Source organism: Chloracidobacterium validum, assembly GCF_018304825.1.
Lineage (GTDB): Bacteria > Acidobacteriota > Blastocatellia > Chloracidobacteriales > Chloracidobacteriaceae > Chloracidobacterium > Chloracidobacterium validum.
Genome location: NZ_CP072648.1, coordinates 1014772 through 1030824 on the forward strand (window position 1 = coordinate 1014772; position 16053 = coordinate 1030824).

General features: G+C 60.8%; 12 protein-coding genes. 2 read left to right on the forward strand and 10 right to left on the reverse strand.

Annotation, left to right across the window (positions count from 1 at the left end; genetic code table 11):
• Nucleotides 1-15: 15 nt before the first annotated feature.
• The 4 genes from J8C06_RS04265 to J8C06_RS04280 form a co-directional block, all read right to left on the reverse strand.
• Nucleotides 16-900, reverse strand: coding sequence for an ABC transporter permease (locus tag J8C06_RS04265; protein ID WP_211429548.1), 885 nt, complete (start codon nt 898-900; stop codon nt 16-18).
• 79 nt (nt 901-979) lie between these two features.
• Nucleotides 980-2371 carry a tRNA uridine-5-carboxymethylaminomethyl(34) synthesis GTPase MnmE gene (gene mnmE / locus J8C06_RS04270; RefSeq protein ID WP_211429549.1) on the reverse strand — a complete coding sequence of 464 codons (1392 nt, stop codon included), beginning with the start codon at nt 2369-2371 and terminating at the stop codon, nt 980-982.
• A gap of 25 nt (nt 2372-2396) precedes the next feature.
• On the reverse strand, nt 2397-3131 hold the full coding sequence (locus tag J8C06_RS04275) for an arylesterase (RefSeq protein ID WP_211429550.1): 735 nt from the start codon (nt 3129-3131) through the stop codon (nt 2397-2399).
• A 70-nt stretch (nt 3132-3201) separates the two neighbouring features.
• Nucleotides 3202-6834, reverse strand: a complete 3633-nt coding sequence (locus tag J8C06_RS04280) for a two-component regulator propeller domain-containing protein (RefSeq protein ID WP_211429551.1) — start codon at nt 6832-6834, stop codon at nt 3202-3204.
• Between the two features lie 242 nt (nt 6835-7076).
• Here J8C06_RS04280 and J8C06_RS04285 point away from each other — a divergent pair, with 242 nt between their 5' ends.
• Complete coding sequence (locus J8C06_RS04285; RefSeq protein ID WP_211429552.1) at nt 7077-7775, forward strand: ABC transporter ATP-binding protein; 699 nt, start codon at nt 7077-7079, stop codon at nt 7773-7775.
• A gap of 51 nt (nt 7776-7826) precedes the next feature.
• Here J8C06_RS04285 and J8C06_RS04290 read toward each other — a convergent pair whose 3' ends face one another.
• Nucleotides 7827-8729, reverse strand: a complete 903-nt coding sequence (locus tag J8C06_RS04290; RefSeq protein ID WP_211429553.1) for a LysR family transcriptional regulator — start codon at nt 8727-8729, stop codon at nt 7827-7829.
• Nucleotides 8730-8977: 248 nt separating this feature from the next.
• Between J8C06_RS04290 and J8C06_RS04295 the strand changes: the two genes are divergently transcribed.
• Complete coding sequence (locus J8C06_RS04295) at nt 8978-9349, forward strand: response regulator (protein WP_211429554.1); 372 nt, start codon at nt 8978-8980, stop codon at nt 9347-9349.
• A gap of 69 nt (nt 9350-9418) precedes the next feature.
• Here the strand turns inward: J8C06_RS04295 and dnaJ are convergent, their stop codons facing one another.
• From dnaJ to J8C06_RS04320, 5 genes are all read right to left on the reverse strand, one after another.
• Nucleotides 9419-10564: a molecular chaperone DnaJ gene (dnaJ, locus tag J8C06_RS04300; protein ID WP_211429555.1), complete on the reverse strand. Its 1146-nt coding sequence runs from the start codon at nt 10562-10564 to the stop codon at nt 9419-9421.
• Nucleotides 10565-10701: 137 nt separating this feature from the next.
• A complete protein-coding gene (dnaK, locus tag J8C06_RS04305; RefSeq protein WP_246602081.1) occupies nt 10702-12564 on the reverse strand; it encodes a molecular chaperone DnaK in 1863 nt (620 codons plus the stop codon).
• Between the two features lie 140 nt (nt 12565-12704).
• On the reverse strand, nt 12705-13565 hold the full coding sequence (grpE, locus tag J8C06_RS04310; protein WP_211429557.1) for a nucleotide exchange factor GrpE: 861 nt from the start codon (nt 13563-13565) through the stop codon (nt 12705-12707).
• Between the two features lie 428 nt (nt 13566-13993).
• Nucleotides 13994-15163 carry a heat-inducible transcriptional repressor HrcA gene (gene hrcA / locus J8C06_RS04315; RefSeq protein WP_211429558.1) on the reverse strand — a complete coding sequence of 390 codons (1170 nt, stop codon included), beginning with the start codon at nt 15161-15163 and terminating at the stop codon, nt 13994-13996.
• A 292-nt stretch (nt 15164-15455) separates the two neighbouring features.
• Nucleotides 15456-16049 (reverse strand): cupin domain-containing protein, encoded by a 594-nt coding sequence (locus J8C06_RS04320; RefSeq protein ID WP_246602082.1) that lies wholly within the window; start codon nt 16047-16049, stop codon nt 15456-15458.
• Between the last annotated feature and the right edge of the window lie 4 nt (nt 16050-16053).

Sequence of the window (16053 nt, forward strand, 5' to 3'; positions counted from 1 at the left end):
GGTCGCGTGGGTTGGTCATACCCGGTCGGCAAAGGTTTTTTCCATGCGGCGGAAATAGAACGCTCCGGTGAGCAGCAGGCCAAGCGCCGCCGCGCCGGACACCAGCAAGGGGAGTCCGGGAGGGGCGCCTGTGCCGAGCAGCGCCCACCGGAAGCCGTCCACCACCCCGCTCATTGGGTTGAGGTGGTAAAGCAGCCGCCACCGGTCTGGCACGAGGCTACTGGGATACACCACCGGCGTTGAAAACATCCAGATTTGGGTCAGGAACGGTATCACGTGGCGCACGTCGCGGTATTCGACATTGAGCGCCGACGCCCACAGCCCAACGCCCAGCGCCGTCACGGTTGCCAGTCCGACCAGACCGGGCAGCCAGATGACCTGCCAACCCGGCATGATGCCGTAGTAAAGCAGCATCGGCACGAGAATCAGGCAGGCAATGGCCAAATCCACCAGGCCGCCGAGCACGCTGGCCAGCGGAATGACCAGTCGGGGGAAGTACACCTTGGCAATGAGGTGGGCGCTGTTGACCAGGCTGTTGGACGATTGACCCAGCGCGTTGGCGAAGAACGTCCAGGGAATGAGCGCCGCCAGCGCAAACAGCGGATAGGGAACGCCTTCGGACGGTATCCCGGCCAGCCGCCCAAAAAAGACGCTGAACACCACCATGGTGAAAAGCGGCTGGAGAATCGCCCAGGCCGCCCCCAGAACGGTTTGCTTGTAGCGGACTTTGACATCGCGCCAGATGAGAAAGTAGAGCAGTTCGCGGTAGGCCCACAGTTCGCCGAGCTTGATGGCCGTCCACCCGCGCGATGGCGCAATGCGGATGGTCGGGTCGGCAGGCGCGTCGGAAGCGTCCAGACGCTGGTGAACCGGCTTGTCAAGCGGAGCGGTTGAATCCATACGTGGCGACTATACGCAATCGTCTGAGTTGGTCTCAAGAGACGCAATCTAAGTGCAACAACTGCCTGGCTGGTCAGCCTTACTTGCCGATGCAGAAGGTGGCAAACACCCGGTCGAAAATCGCCTCGATGTTCGTTTCGCCGGTGATGTCGCCGAGCGCCTGAAGCGCCTGGTGGAGGCCGGCCAGCGGGACTTCCTCGGAGTGTCCGGCCTGAAGGGTCTCCCGCGCCTGGCGAAGGGCAGCGGCGGCGGTCGTGAGGGCTGCGGCATGCCGCGCCTCGGTGATGAGCCAGTCATGGCCGGCGTCGAAGGTTGTGCCGACGGCAACTTGCTGGATGGTTGCCTTGAGCTGATCGAGGCCGGCGCGGGTGTGCGCCGAAACCCCAACCACCGGCAAGTCGAGGTGATGCTGGCGCAGTAGCTTCTGGAACGAGTCAACGGCCGGCACGAGGTCGCTTTTGTTGACGACGCAAATGGCTTGCCGTTGGCGCAGGTGGTCAAGGACGCGCTTTTCGTCCGGGTGCGGGCCGGCGGCGGCATCGCCCACGAACAACACCACATCGGCGTCGGCCAGGGCGGTGTAGCTTCGCTCGACGCCCATGCGTTCGACGATGTCGGAGGTGTCGCGGATGCCGGCCGTGTCAATCAGGCGAACGGGCAAATCGCCAATCGTAGCCGTTTCCTGCAACGTGTCGCGGGTCGTTCCGGCAATGGCAGTGACAATGGCGCGGTCGGTGTCCAGAAGCGCGTTGAACAGGCTGGATTTGCCGACATTCGGGCGACCGATGATCGCCAGCGAGACGCCTTCCCGAACCAGTCGTCCGGTGCGGTAGGTGGCGGCAAGGCCGTGCAGCTTGGCTTCGAGTTCGGCCAGGTCCGCGACGAGCGCCGTCCGGGAGCGGGTATCGAGTTGCTCCTCGACGAACTCAACCGCCGATTCCAGGTGAACGATGGTCGTCAGCAGTTGTTCCTTGAAGGCGTACAGTTGGGTGGACAGCGCGCCACGCGCCTGCTGCGCGGCCAGCCGCGCCTGGTAGGTCGTTTGAGCAGCAATGAGGTCGCGGATGCCTTCGGCCTGGGCCAGGTCGAGGCGTCCATGGCGGACGGCGCGCAGGGTAAACTCTCCCGGACGCGCGGCCCGCGCGCCTTCCCGCAACGCGCAGGCGACGATGCGCCGGAGCACCACTGGCGAGCCGTGCGCGTGCAGCTCAACGACGTCCTCGCCGGTGAACGAACGCGGCGCCGGAAAATACACGGCCAGGCCGTCGTCAATGGTTTCATCAGCGGCCATGTCAACGAAGGTGCCGCGGAGCGTGCGGAACGGATGCTTTGCCAGTGACCGCCGCCCGCGGAACAAGGTTGAGCCAATTGACTGCGCCTGGTCGCCGCTGATCCGAACGACACCAATGCTGCCGTGTCCGGGTGGGGTGGCAATCGCAACGATGGTGTCTTGCCAGTCGTAAGTCGGCATGGCGGTTCAACGCGGGGCGAAAAAACTACGGTTGGGGCTGGGGCGTCGGGGTGGCGGCCTGCCGGGCGACCGGCTCCAGCACTTTCCAGACATTTTCGGCGACCAGGGCCGCACCTTCTTCGTTGGGGTGAATACCGTCTTTCTGATTGAGGTTAGCTTTGCCGGCAACGCCTTCAAGCAGGGAAGGGATCAGCGGAATTTGGTACTGCTGGGCAAGCTTGCGATAAATCGTCTCGAAACGCGCGCCGTAATCCGGGCCGGCCTCGGTCGGCGCTTTGAGTCCAGCCAGAATGACGTTGGCGCCCCGCGCCTTGGAACGTTCAATAAGCGCGCGCAGGTTGGCTTCGAGTTGGTCCAGCGGCAGACCCCGCAGGCCATCGTTCGCACCTAGAGCAATGATGACAATCCGCGTGTCACCTTCCACCGACCAATCAAACCGCTCGACGCCGCCGGCCGAGGTGTCGCCGGAGATACCAGCATTGACGACCTGGTAGGCCAACCCGGCCCCGTCGAGTTTGCGTTGAAGCAGCGCCGGGTAGCTTTTATCGCGCTCCAGGCCAAATCCGGCCGTGAGGCTGTCACCGAGAATGACGATGCGGGCTTTGGGCGCGGCGGTGGTCTCGGTCGCCGGTGGAGCCAGGACGGGCAGGGCTTCGGGGCCGTCCGTCCCGGAGCGGCCGCACCCGCTCAATCCCAAAACGCCACTGACGACCAGTCCCCCGATGACCAGTCCAAACCCTCCGGTGTATCGTGCGCGCATCTGTCCGTTCCTATGCCACGCCGTGGCTCTCGAAAGTTCTAGTAACCAGAATAGTAGCGCAAGTTTGCCTTCAGCCAACGCCATCTTCGCCCGGTGCTAGCCAAGTCGGCAGGTCGGCGGTGTCATGGGCGGTGTCTGGTTGTGCAAGGTGCGTGGGGCGGGCGGGGCGTGTCGTCACGACTGGCCGGGTCGCCTGAAGGGACGTCAGTTGCTCTTTGACTTCCTGAGCGGACGGACGCCGCAGCGGGTCTTTCGTGAGCATGCGGGCCACCAAATCCGACAGCGCCGGTGGCACATCTGGCGACAGGTCGTGCAGCCGGGGCGGGATGGTCTTCAAATGTGCGTTGATGACTTGCCAAAAGTGTCCTTTGGCTGATGGGAAGGGTGGCTCGCCCGTGATCATCTCGAAGAGCAGTATCCCCAGGCTGTACACGTCGGTTCGTCCGTCGAGCGTCCCGCCTTCGATGCCTTCCGGTGACATATAGACAGGTGTGCCGAGCAAGCCGCCGGTTTGGGTTAGTTTGGCGTCTGGACCCTGGCCGTCCGCGTTAGTGAGTTTGGCGATGCCAAAGTCCACGACCTTGACCACCTGGCCGGCAGTGGACTGGTGCAAAAAAATGTTCTCTGGTTTGATGTCGCGGTGGATGACGCCTAGCCGGTGAGCTTCGGTGAGGGCGTCGGCTACGTCCCGCGCAATGCCCATGGCTTCGCCAAGCGCAAGACGAAGCCTCTGGCGCAGTTCGTCTTTGAGCGAATGCCCGATGAGCAACTCCATGGCGAGGTAGGCGATTCCATCGGTTGAGACGCCGGAATCGAAAACCGTGACAATGTGTGGGTGGGTCAGGCGTGATGCCGAGACACCTTCGCGCTTGAAGCGCTCAATCGCTTCGGCTGAGTCGTTGCTGCTGGAGGGGCGAAAGACCTTGACGGCAATCGGGCGGTTGAGCGCCAGATGACGCGCTCGAAAGACCACCCCAAAACCCCCAGCGCCAATCTTGACTTCAAGGTGATATTTACCGTCGAGTGTCGTTCCGGGGAGAGCTTCGGCCAGGGCTGAAAAGATACGATCCGCTTGCTGCTGTGAAGCGACTAGGTTTTGATTGGCTTGCTCCAGGTCATCGTTGGCCTGCGCCAGCTCACGGTTGACCTGAGCCAGTTCGTCATTCATCCGCGAAAGTTCGTGGTTGCGGGCTTCGAGCTGGACGGCTGCTTCGGCCCGAATCCGGGCTTCGGTCAGGGCGGCGCGTTCGCGCAGGCGTCCCATCTGAAACCGGAAGGCGATGGTCAGCAGGGCCGCCCCGGCGAGGGCATAAAGCGTGTAGGCCCACCAGGTTTTCCAGGGCGGCGGCATAATTCGCAGGCGGAGTGCCGCGCCGCGTTCATTCCAGACGCCGGCATCGTTGGCTGCCCGGACGCGAAAGACATACGCGCCAGGGGCGAGGTTGGTGTAGCTTGCGAAACGCTGCGTTCCGGCTTGAATCCAACCCTTGTCATAGCCTTCCAGACGATAGGCATAGCGATTCTTTTCACTGTTGACGTAGTTCAACGCCGTAAACTCGAAGGCAAAGTTGTTGGCGTCGTAGGTGAGCGCCAAGTCATCCGGCACGGGACGGCTCTCGGGCTGATCGAGCTGGCGAAAACCGGTGATGATGACCGGCGGCGGCGTCTGGTTTTCAAAGATATGCGCCGGGTGGAAAACCGTGTAGCCGGCAATGCCGCCAAACAGCATCGCCCCGGTCGAAGTTCTGAAGAAAGCGTTCGAGTTGAACTCGTTGCTCTGGAGGCCGTCTTGAGCGTCAAAGTTACGAAACGTTTTCGTGTCGGGTGAAAAGCGCGACAGTCCGTGGTTGGTGCTCAACCACAAGTCCCCGGCATCATCCTCCAGGATTCCATACACGATGTCGTTAGCCAGTCCATCGCGGGTGGTGTAGGCCACGCACTGCCCCCCGGCCGGGTCGAGTTGACAGAGGCCGCCACCGTTGGTTGCCACCCAGAGCTGTCCGCGCCGGTCTTCATGAACGGCGTTGATTTCATTGGTCGGAAGGCTATTGACATCCTGTGGGTTGCATCCAAACCGCGTGATGGATTGGGTTGCCGATTCAAAACGGCTGAGGCCGCGGTTGCTGCTGACCCAAACGTTGCCACGGCGATCCCGCTGAATCATCCAGGGTAGCGGGGCGCTGAGACCGGTGGGCGATGTGGGCGCAGGCTGGAAGTGGGTCTTGGTTTTTCCGGTGGCAGGCTCAATCACATAGATGCCTTCTGGCGTTCCTAACCAGAGCTGGTCGCTGGCGACCAGCGCAAGCGCGAGAATGTCATCCGCCGGTAGCTCCTTTGCAAGCGGCACGGGGCGGGCGCGCCGGGTTCGGCCATCCACACGGGCCAACCCCTGCTCATAGCTGACCCAAAGGTTATTGTCCGAGTCAATCTGAAGCGCATTGACCCGGCAACTCCCGTTCAAGGGCTGGGCCGGAAGTGGAATAGGTATCTGCCGGTCCGCTATCCGGTCATGCCAGAGCAATCCATCCTCAGTGCCAATCCACCAGTTGCCGTCACGGTCTTCAGCGAACGCCCAAACGTTGCGGCGGCTCAGTTGCTTCCGGCTCGGCTGGTAAACGAGGTGTGAGGTGAAGGCGCGTGGGCGCAGGCTCAGGCAGTTTACGCCCCCCGTCTCTGTGCCAATCCAGAGACCCTGGGCGCTGTCTTCACCAATGCACCAAATACGGTCGCCGCCCAGGCTGGCCGTTTCACTCGAAACGACCGGAACGCGCTCGAAGGTTTGGGTGCCGCCGTTGAAGCGATAGAGTCCGGCGGTGTAGGTGCCTACCCACAGCGTCCCCAGGCTGTCCTCATAAATGGATAGAATCGCATGGCTGCCTGATCGGGAGGCCAGTCGTGGATCGAGCGAGAGCCGGCGGAACTGGCCCGTCTCCGGCAGAAACTGGCATAGCCCCCCTTGCGTTCCAACCCAGAGTATTCCACTGCGTCCCACGTGCAAGGCGCGTACGCTCCCTTCGCCAAGGGTGCCGGGCTGGGCTGGGTTGTGCCGGTAATGGGTGAACTGGCCGGTTTCCGGGTCGTAGCAACTCAGTCCCTGGGACGTACCGGCCCAAAGCCGCCCGGCGTGGTCAAGCGCCAGGCTCAGAACGCGCTTTCCAAGCAACGCCTGTGGCGTCTGGGTGTCTGCCGATGGGAAGCGGGTGATGTGTCGCCGCTCACGGTCAAGGCGGCACAGCCCTTCGGAAGTGCCAATCCAGAGTTGACCTTGCCGGTCTGCGCAAAGGCTGCGCACCTGCCCGCCATAGAGGCTGGTTGGCTGGTCGGGGTGATGGGCGTAGCGGGTGAAGCGTTCGGTGCGCGCGTCATAGCGACTGAGTCCGCCCTCGCTCGTGCCGACCCACAGCACGCCAGTGTGGTCTTCACACACGGCATAGACCAAGTTGCCGGCCAGGCTGTCGGGCTGGCGCCCGTCACGACGAAACACCTTGAACCCGTAGCCGTCATAACGATTGAGACCATCCGCCGTCCCAAACCAGAGAAAACCGGTTCGATCCTGTAGAAAACAGGTCGCCGTGCTCTGGGATAGCCCGTGCTCGATGGAGAGATTGCGAAAGTGGACCGGGGTTCGGGTTTGCGCCCAACCCAACCCATTCCACAAAACCAGCGTGGCAAAGCAACTCATCACGCTGAGAAGTCGCTTCACCCAAGGGCGTCTATTTTGCTCCTGACTGGTGTTACGTAACCTCATGTCCCTGCCTGCCAAAAGCCACGGGTTTGCGCGTAAGCTCTGGTTAAGCCGCGTGATTCAACGTCGCTGGTCAAATTACTGGTCAACCGGTGACGAGAATGTAACACTGCACGTCATCTCGCCGTGTAAACCTGACGGCGGATACATCCCGGTCGTGAGTGCGGTGTTCAAGGTTTTTTGAAGATCAAGCGTTTTGAATGATTGAACTGAAAGAACTCTCAAAGCAAGCCATCAGTGGACAAAGTCGGTTGACCATTCTCCATCCGCTCGACCTGCTGATTCCAGCCGGGCAATTCGTGGCCATTCTGGGGCCTTCCGGCAGTGGGAAGTCCACCCTTCTGGGGCTGATGGCCGGATTGGACACCCCGACGACCGGCGATGTCATTCTGGCCGGAACCTCCATCACCCGCCTTGGCGAAGATGCGCTGGCGGCATTTCGGAGTCGGACCATCGGATTTATTTTTCAGGCGTTTCACCTCGTGCCGACGGCAACGGCGCTGGAAAACGTCCAGATTCCCATGGAGATTGTCGGGCGGCGGGACGCCAAACGGCGGGCCAGGGACCTCCTTGCCGCCGTCGGCCTGAGTGAGCGTGAACATCATTATCCATCCCAGCTTTCGGGCGGAGAGCAGCAGCGCGTGGCGATTGCCCGCGCCTTTGCCAATGAGCCATCCATCCTCCTGGCGGATGAGCCGACCGGCAACCTCGACTACACCAACGGCATGCGGATTTTCGAGCTGCTGCGCCAGCTCAACCAAGAGGCTGGGACGACGCTCGTCATGGTGACGCACAACGAAGAACTCGCGCGCGCGGCTGACCGGGCCATCACGTTGCGCGATGGGCGGGTGGTCCGCGACAACCCCACGCTCTCCATCGAACCCCTCCCATCCGGTTAGAGTCTGCCTAGGCCATCGAGCAGGTGGCGGGTGGACTGGCGGAATGCCTGTTCAGGCGCATGGTTCGTGATCGGCCGTGCCGGACTCGCGCACCAGCGTAACAAACGCTTGCGCCGCTCGTGACAACGACGCCGGTTGCCGATAGACGACGCGCAGCTTGCGGGCCAGGCGCATTTCCCGAACTGGAATCGCCACCAGTTGCCCCCGCGTGGTTTCCGCCGCCACACACAGGCGAGGGAGGATACTGACACCAATCCCGGCTTCGACCATGCGTTTGATGGCCTCGATGGATGGCAACTCAACGGCGATGCGGAGTGGCGTGCGGTGGCGGGCAAAGGCTTCAACGACTTGCAACCGGTACCGCGACACAATGTTGTGCGCAATGAAGACTTCCTGGCCCAGCTCCCGAATCGAGACCTCGCCGCGCCCGGCAAGTGGATGCTCCGGCGCCGTGACCAATGCCACCGCATCGGTGGCAATGGTCACGGCGCGCAAGCCGTCCTCTGGCGGCGCGAAGCTGATGACGCCCAGCTCAACGCCGTGCCGCAGCACTTCGGATGGCACGTCGCTGGCCCGGCACCGCTTGACCTCGACCTGCACGCCCGGATGCGCTCGAATGAAGCGTTCCAGCCAGGGCAGGATGTAGGTGACGGTTTGTTCATTGGCTCCGATGACCAGCCGCCCGGCAGTGAGCGCATCGAGTTGATGCATCGCGTGCAGGGTTTCGTCGCGTAGATCGAGTAGCCGCCGGGCATAGTCGTAGAGGAGGCGGCCGGCTTGGGTAGGCGTGACGCCCTTGGAGTTTCGGTCAAGGAGTGCCGCGCCAAGATCACTTTCGAGCTTTTTGATGGTTTGGCTCACGGCCGCCTGCGTCCGCGCCAGGCGGGTCGCCGCGCGGGAGAAATGCTTCTCCTCAACGACGGCAGTGAAAACTTCGAGGTAAGACAGTTCCACAGGCTTCACTGATGGCAAGCTACGCAGCCTAGCGCAACTTTGAGTGGACAGTTCACGCACAAGTGTGAGAGTGTTTTCATCCGAAAGTCATAAAATTTCAGCGTTGGCCGTCCCTTCACTTGACCGCGTTTGTGCACGCTAGGCAAGCTTGGAAAAAGCTATGCTTGGCCAGGACTGTGGCTAGCCGCAACGACCTGGCTGCTGCCCCATTGTGTCCTCTCGTTATTACACACTCCGGTGATTGCGCCATGCCGCCATACACGATTTTGATTGTGGACGATGAGTCGTACATCCGTGATTTGCTGGTTTCTGTGCTGAGTCTGGAATATAGCGTCCTCACTGCCGAGGATGGGGTTGAAGCCTTTGAGGCCTACAGGCAGCACCAGGATGTCATTCGGTGTGTGATTACCGACTTGTTCATGCCACGCATGGACGGCGAAGAACTCATCGGACGACTTCATGGTGAAAACCCTGACCTGCCCGTTATTCTCATCACAGCCCTCCAAGATGAAGCTCGACTCAATCAACTGCGCGAGCGCCCAAACGTAACAGTGATGCCCAAACCGTTTAACCTTGGGCAGTTACGTAATACGCTCCGCCAGTCCACGGTGGCCCAGTGAGGGACTGGTGAACGACCTGAACCGGTCGCCGGTGCGGCCGGTTGCTGAAAACCGGCCGGGCGCGGTGGGTTAGCTACCGAAGATGGCATCTTTGACGCGGTCAAAAAAGCCCCTTTCCTCGCTTTTGCGGACGCTGTTACGACGCTCACCCCTGGGGCTGAGTGCCGCGAACTCTTCAAGGAGCCGCCGCTGCTCGCGGGTGAGATTGGTGGGGGTGACAACATTGATGACAACAAACAAGTCTCCCACCTCGCCTGAAAGGGAAGTAATGCCCTTGCCACGCAGCCGAAAGGTCGTCCCGGTTTGGGTGCCTTCGGGTATTTTCAAGCTGGTCTGACCTTCGAGGAGCGGAACTTCGATGTCGGCGCCAAGCGCCGCTTCGGCGATATCAATCGAGACTTGGCAGAGCAGGTTGTTATCCTGGCGTTCAAAAATCTCGTGTTCACGAATGTGAATGACAACCTGCAAATCGCCCGGCGGCCCACCACCCAGCCCCGACTCGCCTTCGCCGCCAACGCGCAGGCGCATGCCGTCGTCAACTCCGGCAGGGACTTTGAGTTCAATTTTCTTCTCTCGCCGCACGCGGCCCTCGCCGCGGCAAGTCCGGCAGGGGTCTTTGATGGTTCGCCCCACGCCACGGCACTGCGGGCAAGTTCGGGTAACACTGAAGAAGCCCTGTTGATAGCGTACCTGGCCGAGTCCCCCACAGGCCGGGCAGGTCTCCGGCGCCGTTCCAGGCGCGGCCCCACTGCCGCCGCAATCATCGCAGGTTTCTAGGCGCGGCACGCGAATTTGTGTGGTCACGCCCTTGGCCGCCTCTTCGAGTGTCAGTTCGAGGTCGTAGCGCAGGTCGGCGCCGCGCTGGACCTGGCTGGTGCGCCGTCCCCCGGCCCCACCGCCAAAGCCGAATCCGAAAAGATCCCCTAAAATGTCCTCGAAGTTTTGGAAACCGGCAAACCCACCCCCGAATCCGCCGGCCGCCGCCGCGCCGACGCCAGCGTGCCCGAAGCGGTCGTAGCGCGCGCGCTGCTCGGCATCCGACAGAACCGCATAGGCTTCAGCCGCTTCCTTGAATTTTTCTTCGGCGGTGGTGTCACCTGGATTTTTGTCTGGGTGATACTTCATCGCCAAGCGGCGATAGGCTTTCTTGATGTCTGTTTCGGTCGCATTGCGAGCGACGCCCAGCACTTCATAGTAGTCCCGTTTAGTTGCCATGCCTCAATCCTTCCGAAGCCAAGCTACGTGCCACGGTCTGAGCGACCTCTGGCGGAGCAGCCGCCGCTGGCAGGCCGCGCCGCAGTCGTCGCGGAGCTATCGGCCATCCGCCTAGTCCCTACCATTTCCGACGGCGGTCATTCCGTCAACATCTTTACGCCGCCGGTTTCGGATGGTGGGGGCGTATCCCCGGTTGGCGCATTGAACATGGCGTTGGTGATGATTTGAGCGGCATTTTCAAGCGCATCGAGCCACTGCTTGACAACCGCCGGGTCCTGGATGCTCAACACTTCCTTGGCGCCGGTCAGCGTTTCACGGACCAGTTCTTGTTCTTCGGCGGCCAGCATCCAGCCAAATTCACCAAAGGAGCGCTGGGTGTTTTGCAGCAGTCCATCCAGGCGACTCTGCATCAGCAGCAGCTCCTTCATTTGGCGGTCGCTTTCGGCGTTGCGCTGGGCTTCGGCAATGAGGTTGGCAATCTCGCCCGGCGAGAGACCTGACGACGGGGTAACGCGCATGTTTTGCTCAAGTCCAGTGGACTTGTCACGCGCCGATACTTGCACGATCCCGTCGGCATCAATCTCGAACGAGACTTCAATCTGCGGGACACCACGGGGGGCTGGCGGAATCCCGATCAACTCAAACTTGCCCAACGAGCGATTACCCTTGGCGATTTCACGCTCACCCTGGAGTACATGAACCTCGACGCTCGATTGGTTGTCCACAACGGTGGTAAAGGTCAATGCCTTGCGGACTGGAATCGTGGCATTGCGCTCGACGATTTTTTGGAAGAGTCCCCCACGGACTTCGATGCCGAGCGAGAGCGGAATCACGTCCAACAGCACCAAGTCCTTGACCTGGCCGGTAAAGACCCCGCCCTGAATGGATGCCCCAATAGCCACGACTTCATCGGGGTTGATGCTCGCGTTGGGTTCGCGCCCGAAAATCTTCTTGACGCACTCATGAATGATCGGCGAGCGCGTTTGTCCACCAACGAGCAGCACTTGGTCAATGTCTTCGGGCTTGAGCCGGGCATCCCAGAGCGCTTTTTGGCATGGCTCGACGGTGCGTTCCACCAAGTCCTTGACCAGCTCTTCAAACTTGGCGCGGGTGAGGTTGAGGTTGAGATGCTTGGGGCCGGTCGCCGGATCGGCCGCGATGAAGGGCAGATTGATGTTGGCTTCGAGGGTGGATGACAGCTCGCACTTGGCCCGCTCGGCCGCTTCTTTCAGGCGCTGGAGGGCCAGCCGGTCGGCGCGGAGGTCAATGCCGGATTCGCGCAAGAATTCTTGGATGAGCCAGTCGATGATGCGTTGGTCAAAGTCCTCGCCGCCCAGAAACGAGTCACCGCACGTTGACAGGACTTCAAATACGCCGTCATTCATTTCGAGCACCGAGACGTCGAACGTGCCACCGCCTAAGTCATAGACTGCGATGCGCTCCGATTCGCGGCGACCCGATCCATAGGCCAGTGCCGCTGCCGTTGGCTCGTTGATGATGCGCTGAACGTTGAGGCCGGCAATCTTGCCCGCGTCTTTGGTGGCTTGACGCTGGAAGTCATCAAAGTAGGCCGGGACGGTAATGATGGCTTCTTCGACCGGTTCGCCAAGAAAGTCTTCGGCCGAAGCTTTCAATCGCTGCAAAATGATGGCTGAAACTTCGGGCGGGCTGTAGGCACGGCCCTGGGCGCGCACCCACGCATCCCCGTTGGAAGACTCACAAATTTCGTAAGGGCAGGTCTCACGGGCGCGTTGGACTTCCGGTGAATTGAACTTGCGACCGATCAACCGCTTGACGGCATAGATGGTGTTGGCGGCATTGGTAATGGCCTGCCGCCGCGCAATCTGTCCCACCAGCCGCTCACCCTTGTCGGTAAAGCCAACGACCGATGGCGTGGTGCGGCCACCCTCTTTATTGGGGATGATTTGCGTTGTGCCACCTTCCATGACGGCTACGCAACAGTTAGTTGTGCCAAGGTCTATGCCAATAACTTTGCCCATGACGTACGTCCATTGCATGTCTTCCCGACATGCGCAAGGGAAATGTCTTTACGGCACGCCAAAAGCGCGCTGGTCGGCGCTGCGCCAGTCGCCAGGCGTCAGTTGTTCCACCCGTCGTTCACCCATTGGCCACTACGCCGTCAGGTAGATGCGGGACGGACCGCGACCCGCACCATTGCCGGACGCAGCAGCCGGTCGCCAAGCTTGTACCCACGCTTGAGTTCTTCCAGTACTGTATTTGGTTTGTACTCGTTCGTCTCATCGGTGGCAATGGCTTCGTGAACCGTGGGGTCAAAGATTTCACCAATGGCTGGAATTGAAACGACGCCCATGCTCGTCAAGCTGTCCGTCAGTTGGCGGTGGATAAGCTCAACGCCGGCGAGGAAATCCACCAAACTGCCACCCTCGTTCCGCCCGGTTGCCAACGCGCGCTCGAAGTTGTCAACGACTTCCAGGATGCTCAAGATCACGGCCTGCTTGCCCCGCTCGACCGCTTCAGCCTTTTCACGTTCGACTCGCCTGCGATAGTTGTCAAACTCGGCCATCAGCCGCTGGAGCTGTTCTTGAAGGGTCGTTTTCTCGGTGGTGGTCTTGGCCAGTTGCTCCTTGACAACCTCGACGTGCCGCCGCGCTGAGTTGGTTTGCTCACGCGCACGCTCCAGGTCTTCCTGCAGGCTTGCCAGGTCCATCAACAGGCGAATGGTTTCATCATCGGAAAATGCTTGACGCCCGCTGGTGCTGGCATCCGGGGTGACCGGTTCATCCGCCAGGACTGGTTCATCCGCCAGGACTGGCTCATCCGCCAGGACTGGCTCATCCGCCACGACTTGGGCTGGGGGAGCGGTCACGTCCGGCGTCGCTTTGCCTGCGCGAGTGTCATCCGCCGGCGGTGGGGCAGACTGTGGTGCGGACTGGGCAGGCGGAACATCCGTCGGCCGTGTTCGGTCAGCTTCCCCGCCGAGCCGAAACGCTTGTGGACGTGGTGGGACGTTAGTTGCCACCTCTGGTGTCTCATCCGTTGAAGAAGATGAGACCGTGGAACTTGTCGTGACAGGCTGTTTGTCATCCGACCTGACAAATGGTGGCACAGCGGAAGCTGTGGCGGGATCCTTGGTTGAGGGCGCGACTTCCGTATGGTCATCTAGAATGTCTGGCGTTGTAGGAAGCTCCAGTTCCATCGTGCGGTGCACCGACGGCCTGACGCCAAACTTGGGCATGACGTTACCAACAGGCGTATTCACCGTGCCATCCTCCTCAGGTCGTGGACCTTCCGCTCGGCCAGGTCACAGGACTTTGCATTGCACTTGTCCGCAGCTAGCTTCAGTCGCGCCAGCTCGTTTGGGTAACGGTGTTTGCACCGCCCGTCCGGTTTCTGCCTACTGCGCAATACGTTTTTGACGACCAGCCCCAGTTTGGCTCCAAACAGCTTTTATCTAACACTGCGTGGAGGTCCACCACTAGGCAAGTTTACGACCTGAATCTGCCCGGTTGGTTGTCCAACGAGTGCTGGGGGGAATGGGGACTGGGTCGTATCACTCAAAAGTTGATTAAACATTTTCGCCATGTAGCCAACCAGCCGCATGACGCGCCCATACCTCATGCGCATCGGACCCACCACCGTTACGCTGCCAACCGAATCAGGCCGATAGTAGTATGGTGCCGTGACGATGGCACAGTCCCGCAATCCGGGTACGTGATGCTCCGTACCAATTTGGACGACGATACCACTGGTTGTATCAGCTTGCGATAGGCAAGCGTTGAGGATTTTGACCAAGCGCCCTTTTTCCTCGAACATGCGAAAGATGGTTCGCATCCGGGCGGTATTGGCAAACTCTGGGGCGTCGAGGATGTTGACCGTCCCATCCACATACACATCGGTTTCCGAAGCACTTGTCCCAAGGTCTTGATTGCACAGCACCAGGGCGTTTTTGAGCAACCGATCATAAAGGCTTTTTTCTTCCGACATGCGTTTGAGCAATTCCACGCGAATGTCGGCAAGGCTGCGCCCGGCAAAGTTTTCGACGATGTAGTTGGCCGTCCGTTCCAGTTCACCGAGGGGAATATCCTCATCCACGCGAACGACAAAGTTGCGCACAAGCCCAGTTCTCGACACGGTGATGACCAGGATACGGCGTGCTTCGAGCCTGACGAAATCAATGTGTTGCAGGATGTCGCGGGAGAGCGGCGGCGACAACACGACGCCTACGTGGGAGGAGAGGTTTGACAGCACATGGGAGGCACGCGCCAGCACATCCTCGCTGGTAACGTTGGGGTCGGAGAATAGGCTGCGCTGGATGATTTCCTCATCCGTCTGTGATGGGCGCGCATCAAAGTCCGCCACGAGGTTGTCCACATAGTAGCGGTAGCCGCGATCCGTCGGAACGCGGCCGGCTGAAGTGTGCGGCTGGACGACGTACCCTTGCTCTTCCAGGTCCGCCATGATGTTGCGGATTGAAGCCGGACTCAGCGTTTGCCCAGCCTGCTTGGAGAGCGTCCGCGAGCCAATCGGCTCACCAGTGGCAATGTGGAGGCGCACCAAGGCTAGCAGTAGCTCGTGGCTACGTTCATCCAGCCCGTGAGTCGCTCGCCGCTTGCCCATAAACCATTGTTTTTCTTGGAAGAAAGGTTTTTCAAAAAACCTAGCACCAGTTTAAAAAAGGTGTCAAGACAGAGGTTCTCAAACTGTACCACAGCAATCATTCGTCGCCGTCGGCGATGACGCTTGGCCGTCCCGTCCGGCTTATTCGGCTTGCCGCCCGGTGGCGGGCGAGCCGATGGCCAAGGCGCGCACAGACATTTCGAGTCAGTCTGCCACGCATGACATCCAAGCTTGCCTGTAGGGTGGTATTCGTTCTCCGCCGCTTCAACCCCAAATGGGATGCATTAGGACGCTAATCCAGTGAGGTGGTCTTGCCTGACTGGGTCGGCTGGGGTGCGCCCTGGACTCCCCCGCGCTGAATCAGGGCTGCCAGGGCCGGGTTGGTCAGTAAGTCGGGGACATCCGCTGGGCGCAGTCGGCGCGGACGGTCGCGCTTGGCATCCACGATGCACAGAAACCCGAAGGGTGTAGGTTCATCGTTGACCAATCGGTGCACGCAGTTCGGGCCGATGTAGGCCAGGTCCAGAAACCTAAGCGTTTGAACGGTATCGCCCAGCAGCACCTTACCCACGCCACGCAAGCCAATGACGGCATGCGCGTGCCCATGGCACTCAAGCGATGACCATCCGCCGGGCGCAATCTCGAAGTAGCGGACTTCAAAGCCAATCGTTTCACCGGACTGGCCGAACAGTGTCTGCCGGGTGATGCCGGCAAAGTCAGCGGCCGTGGCTGGCGTGCGCTGGTAGGCGGTGACCGGTATGTTCTCCCACCGGAAAGGCTCGGTCGTGGGCGTGAAGCGGTGGTCAGGGGCGAGAGGGGGGCGCTGTGTCGTCTCCGGCGAGGCTGCCATTTCTAGCTGGTCGGCCGGTTGGGTCAGGGTTTCCATGACT

Coding starts and splice junctions, on each gene's coding strand:
- J8C06_RS04265 (WP_211429548.1), bottom strand. CDS start 900: ATGGATTCAACCGCTCCGCTTGACAAGCCGGTTCACCAGCGTCTGGAC.
- mnmE (WP_211429549.1), bottom strand. CDS start 2,371: ATGCCGACTTACGACTGGCAAGACACCATCGTTGCGATTGCCACCCCA.
- J8C06_RS04275 (WP_211429550.1), bottom strand. CDS start 3,131: ATGCGCGCACGATACACCGGAGGGTTTGGACTGGTCATCGGGGGACTG.
- J8C06_RS04285 (WP_211429552.1), top strand. CDS start 7,077: ATGATTGAACTGAAAGAACTCTCAAAGCAAGCCATCAGTGGACAAAGT.
- J8C06_RS04295 (WP_211429554.1), top strand. CDS start 8,978: ATGCCGCCATACACGATTTTGATTGTGGACGATGAGTCGTACATCCGT.
- dnaJ (WP_211429555.1), bottom strand. CDS start 10,564: ATGGCAACTAAACGGGACTACTATGAAGTGCTGGGCGTCGCTCGCAAT.
- dnaK (WP_246602081.1), bottom strand. CDS start 12,564: ATGGGCAAAGTTATTGGCATAGACCTTGGCACAACTAACTGTTGCGTA.
- hrcA (WP_211429558.1), bottom strand. CDS start 15,163: ATGGGCAAGCGGCGAGCGACTCACGGGCTGGATGAACGTAGCCACGAG.
- J8C06_RS04320 (WP_246602082.1), bottom strand. CDS start 16,049: ATGGAAACCCTGACCCAACCGGCCGACCAGCTAGAAATGGCAGCCTCG.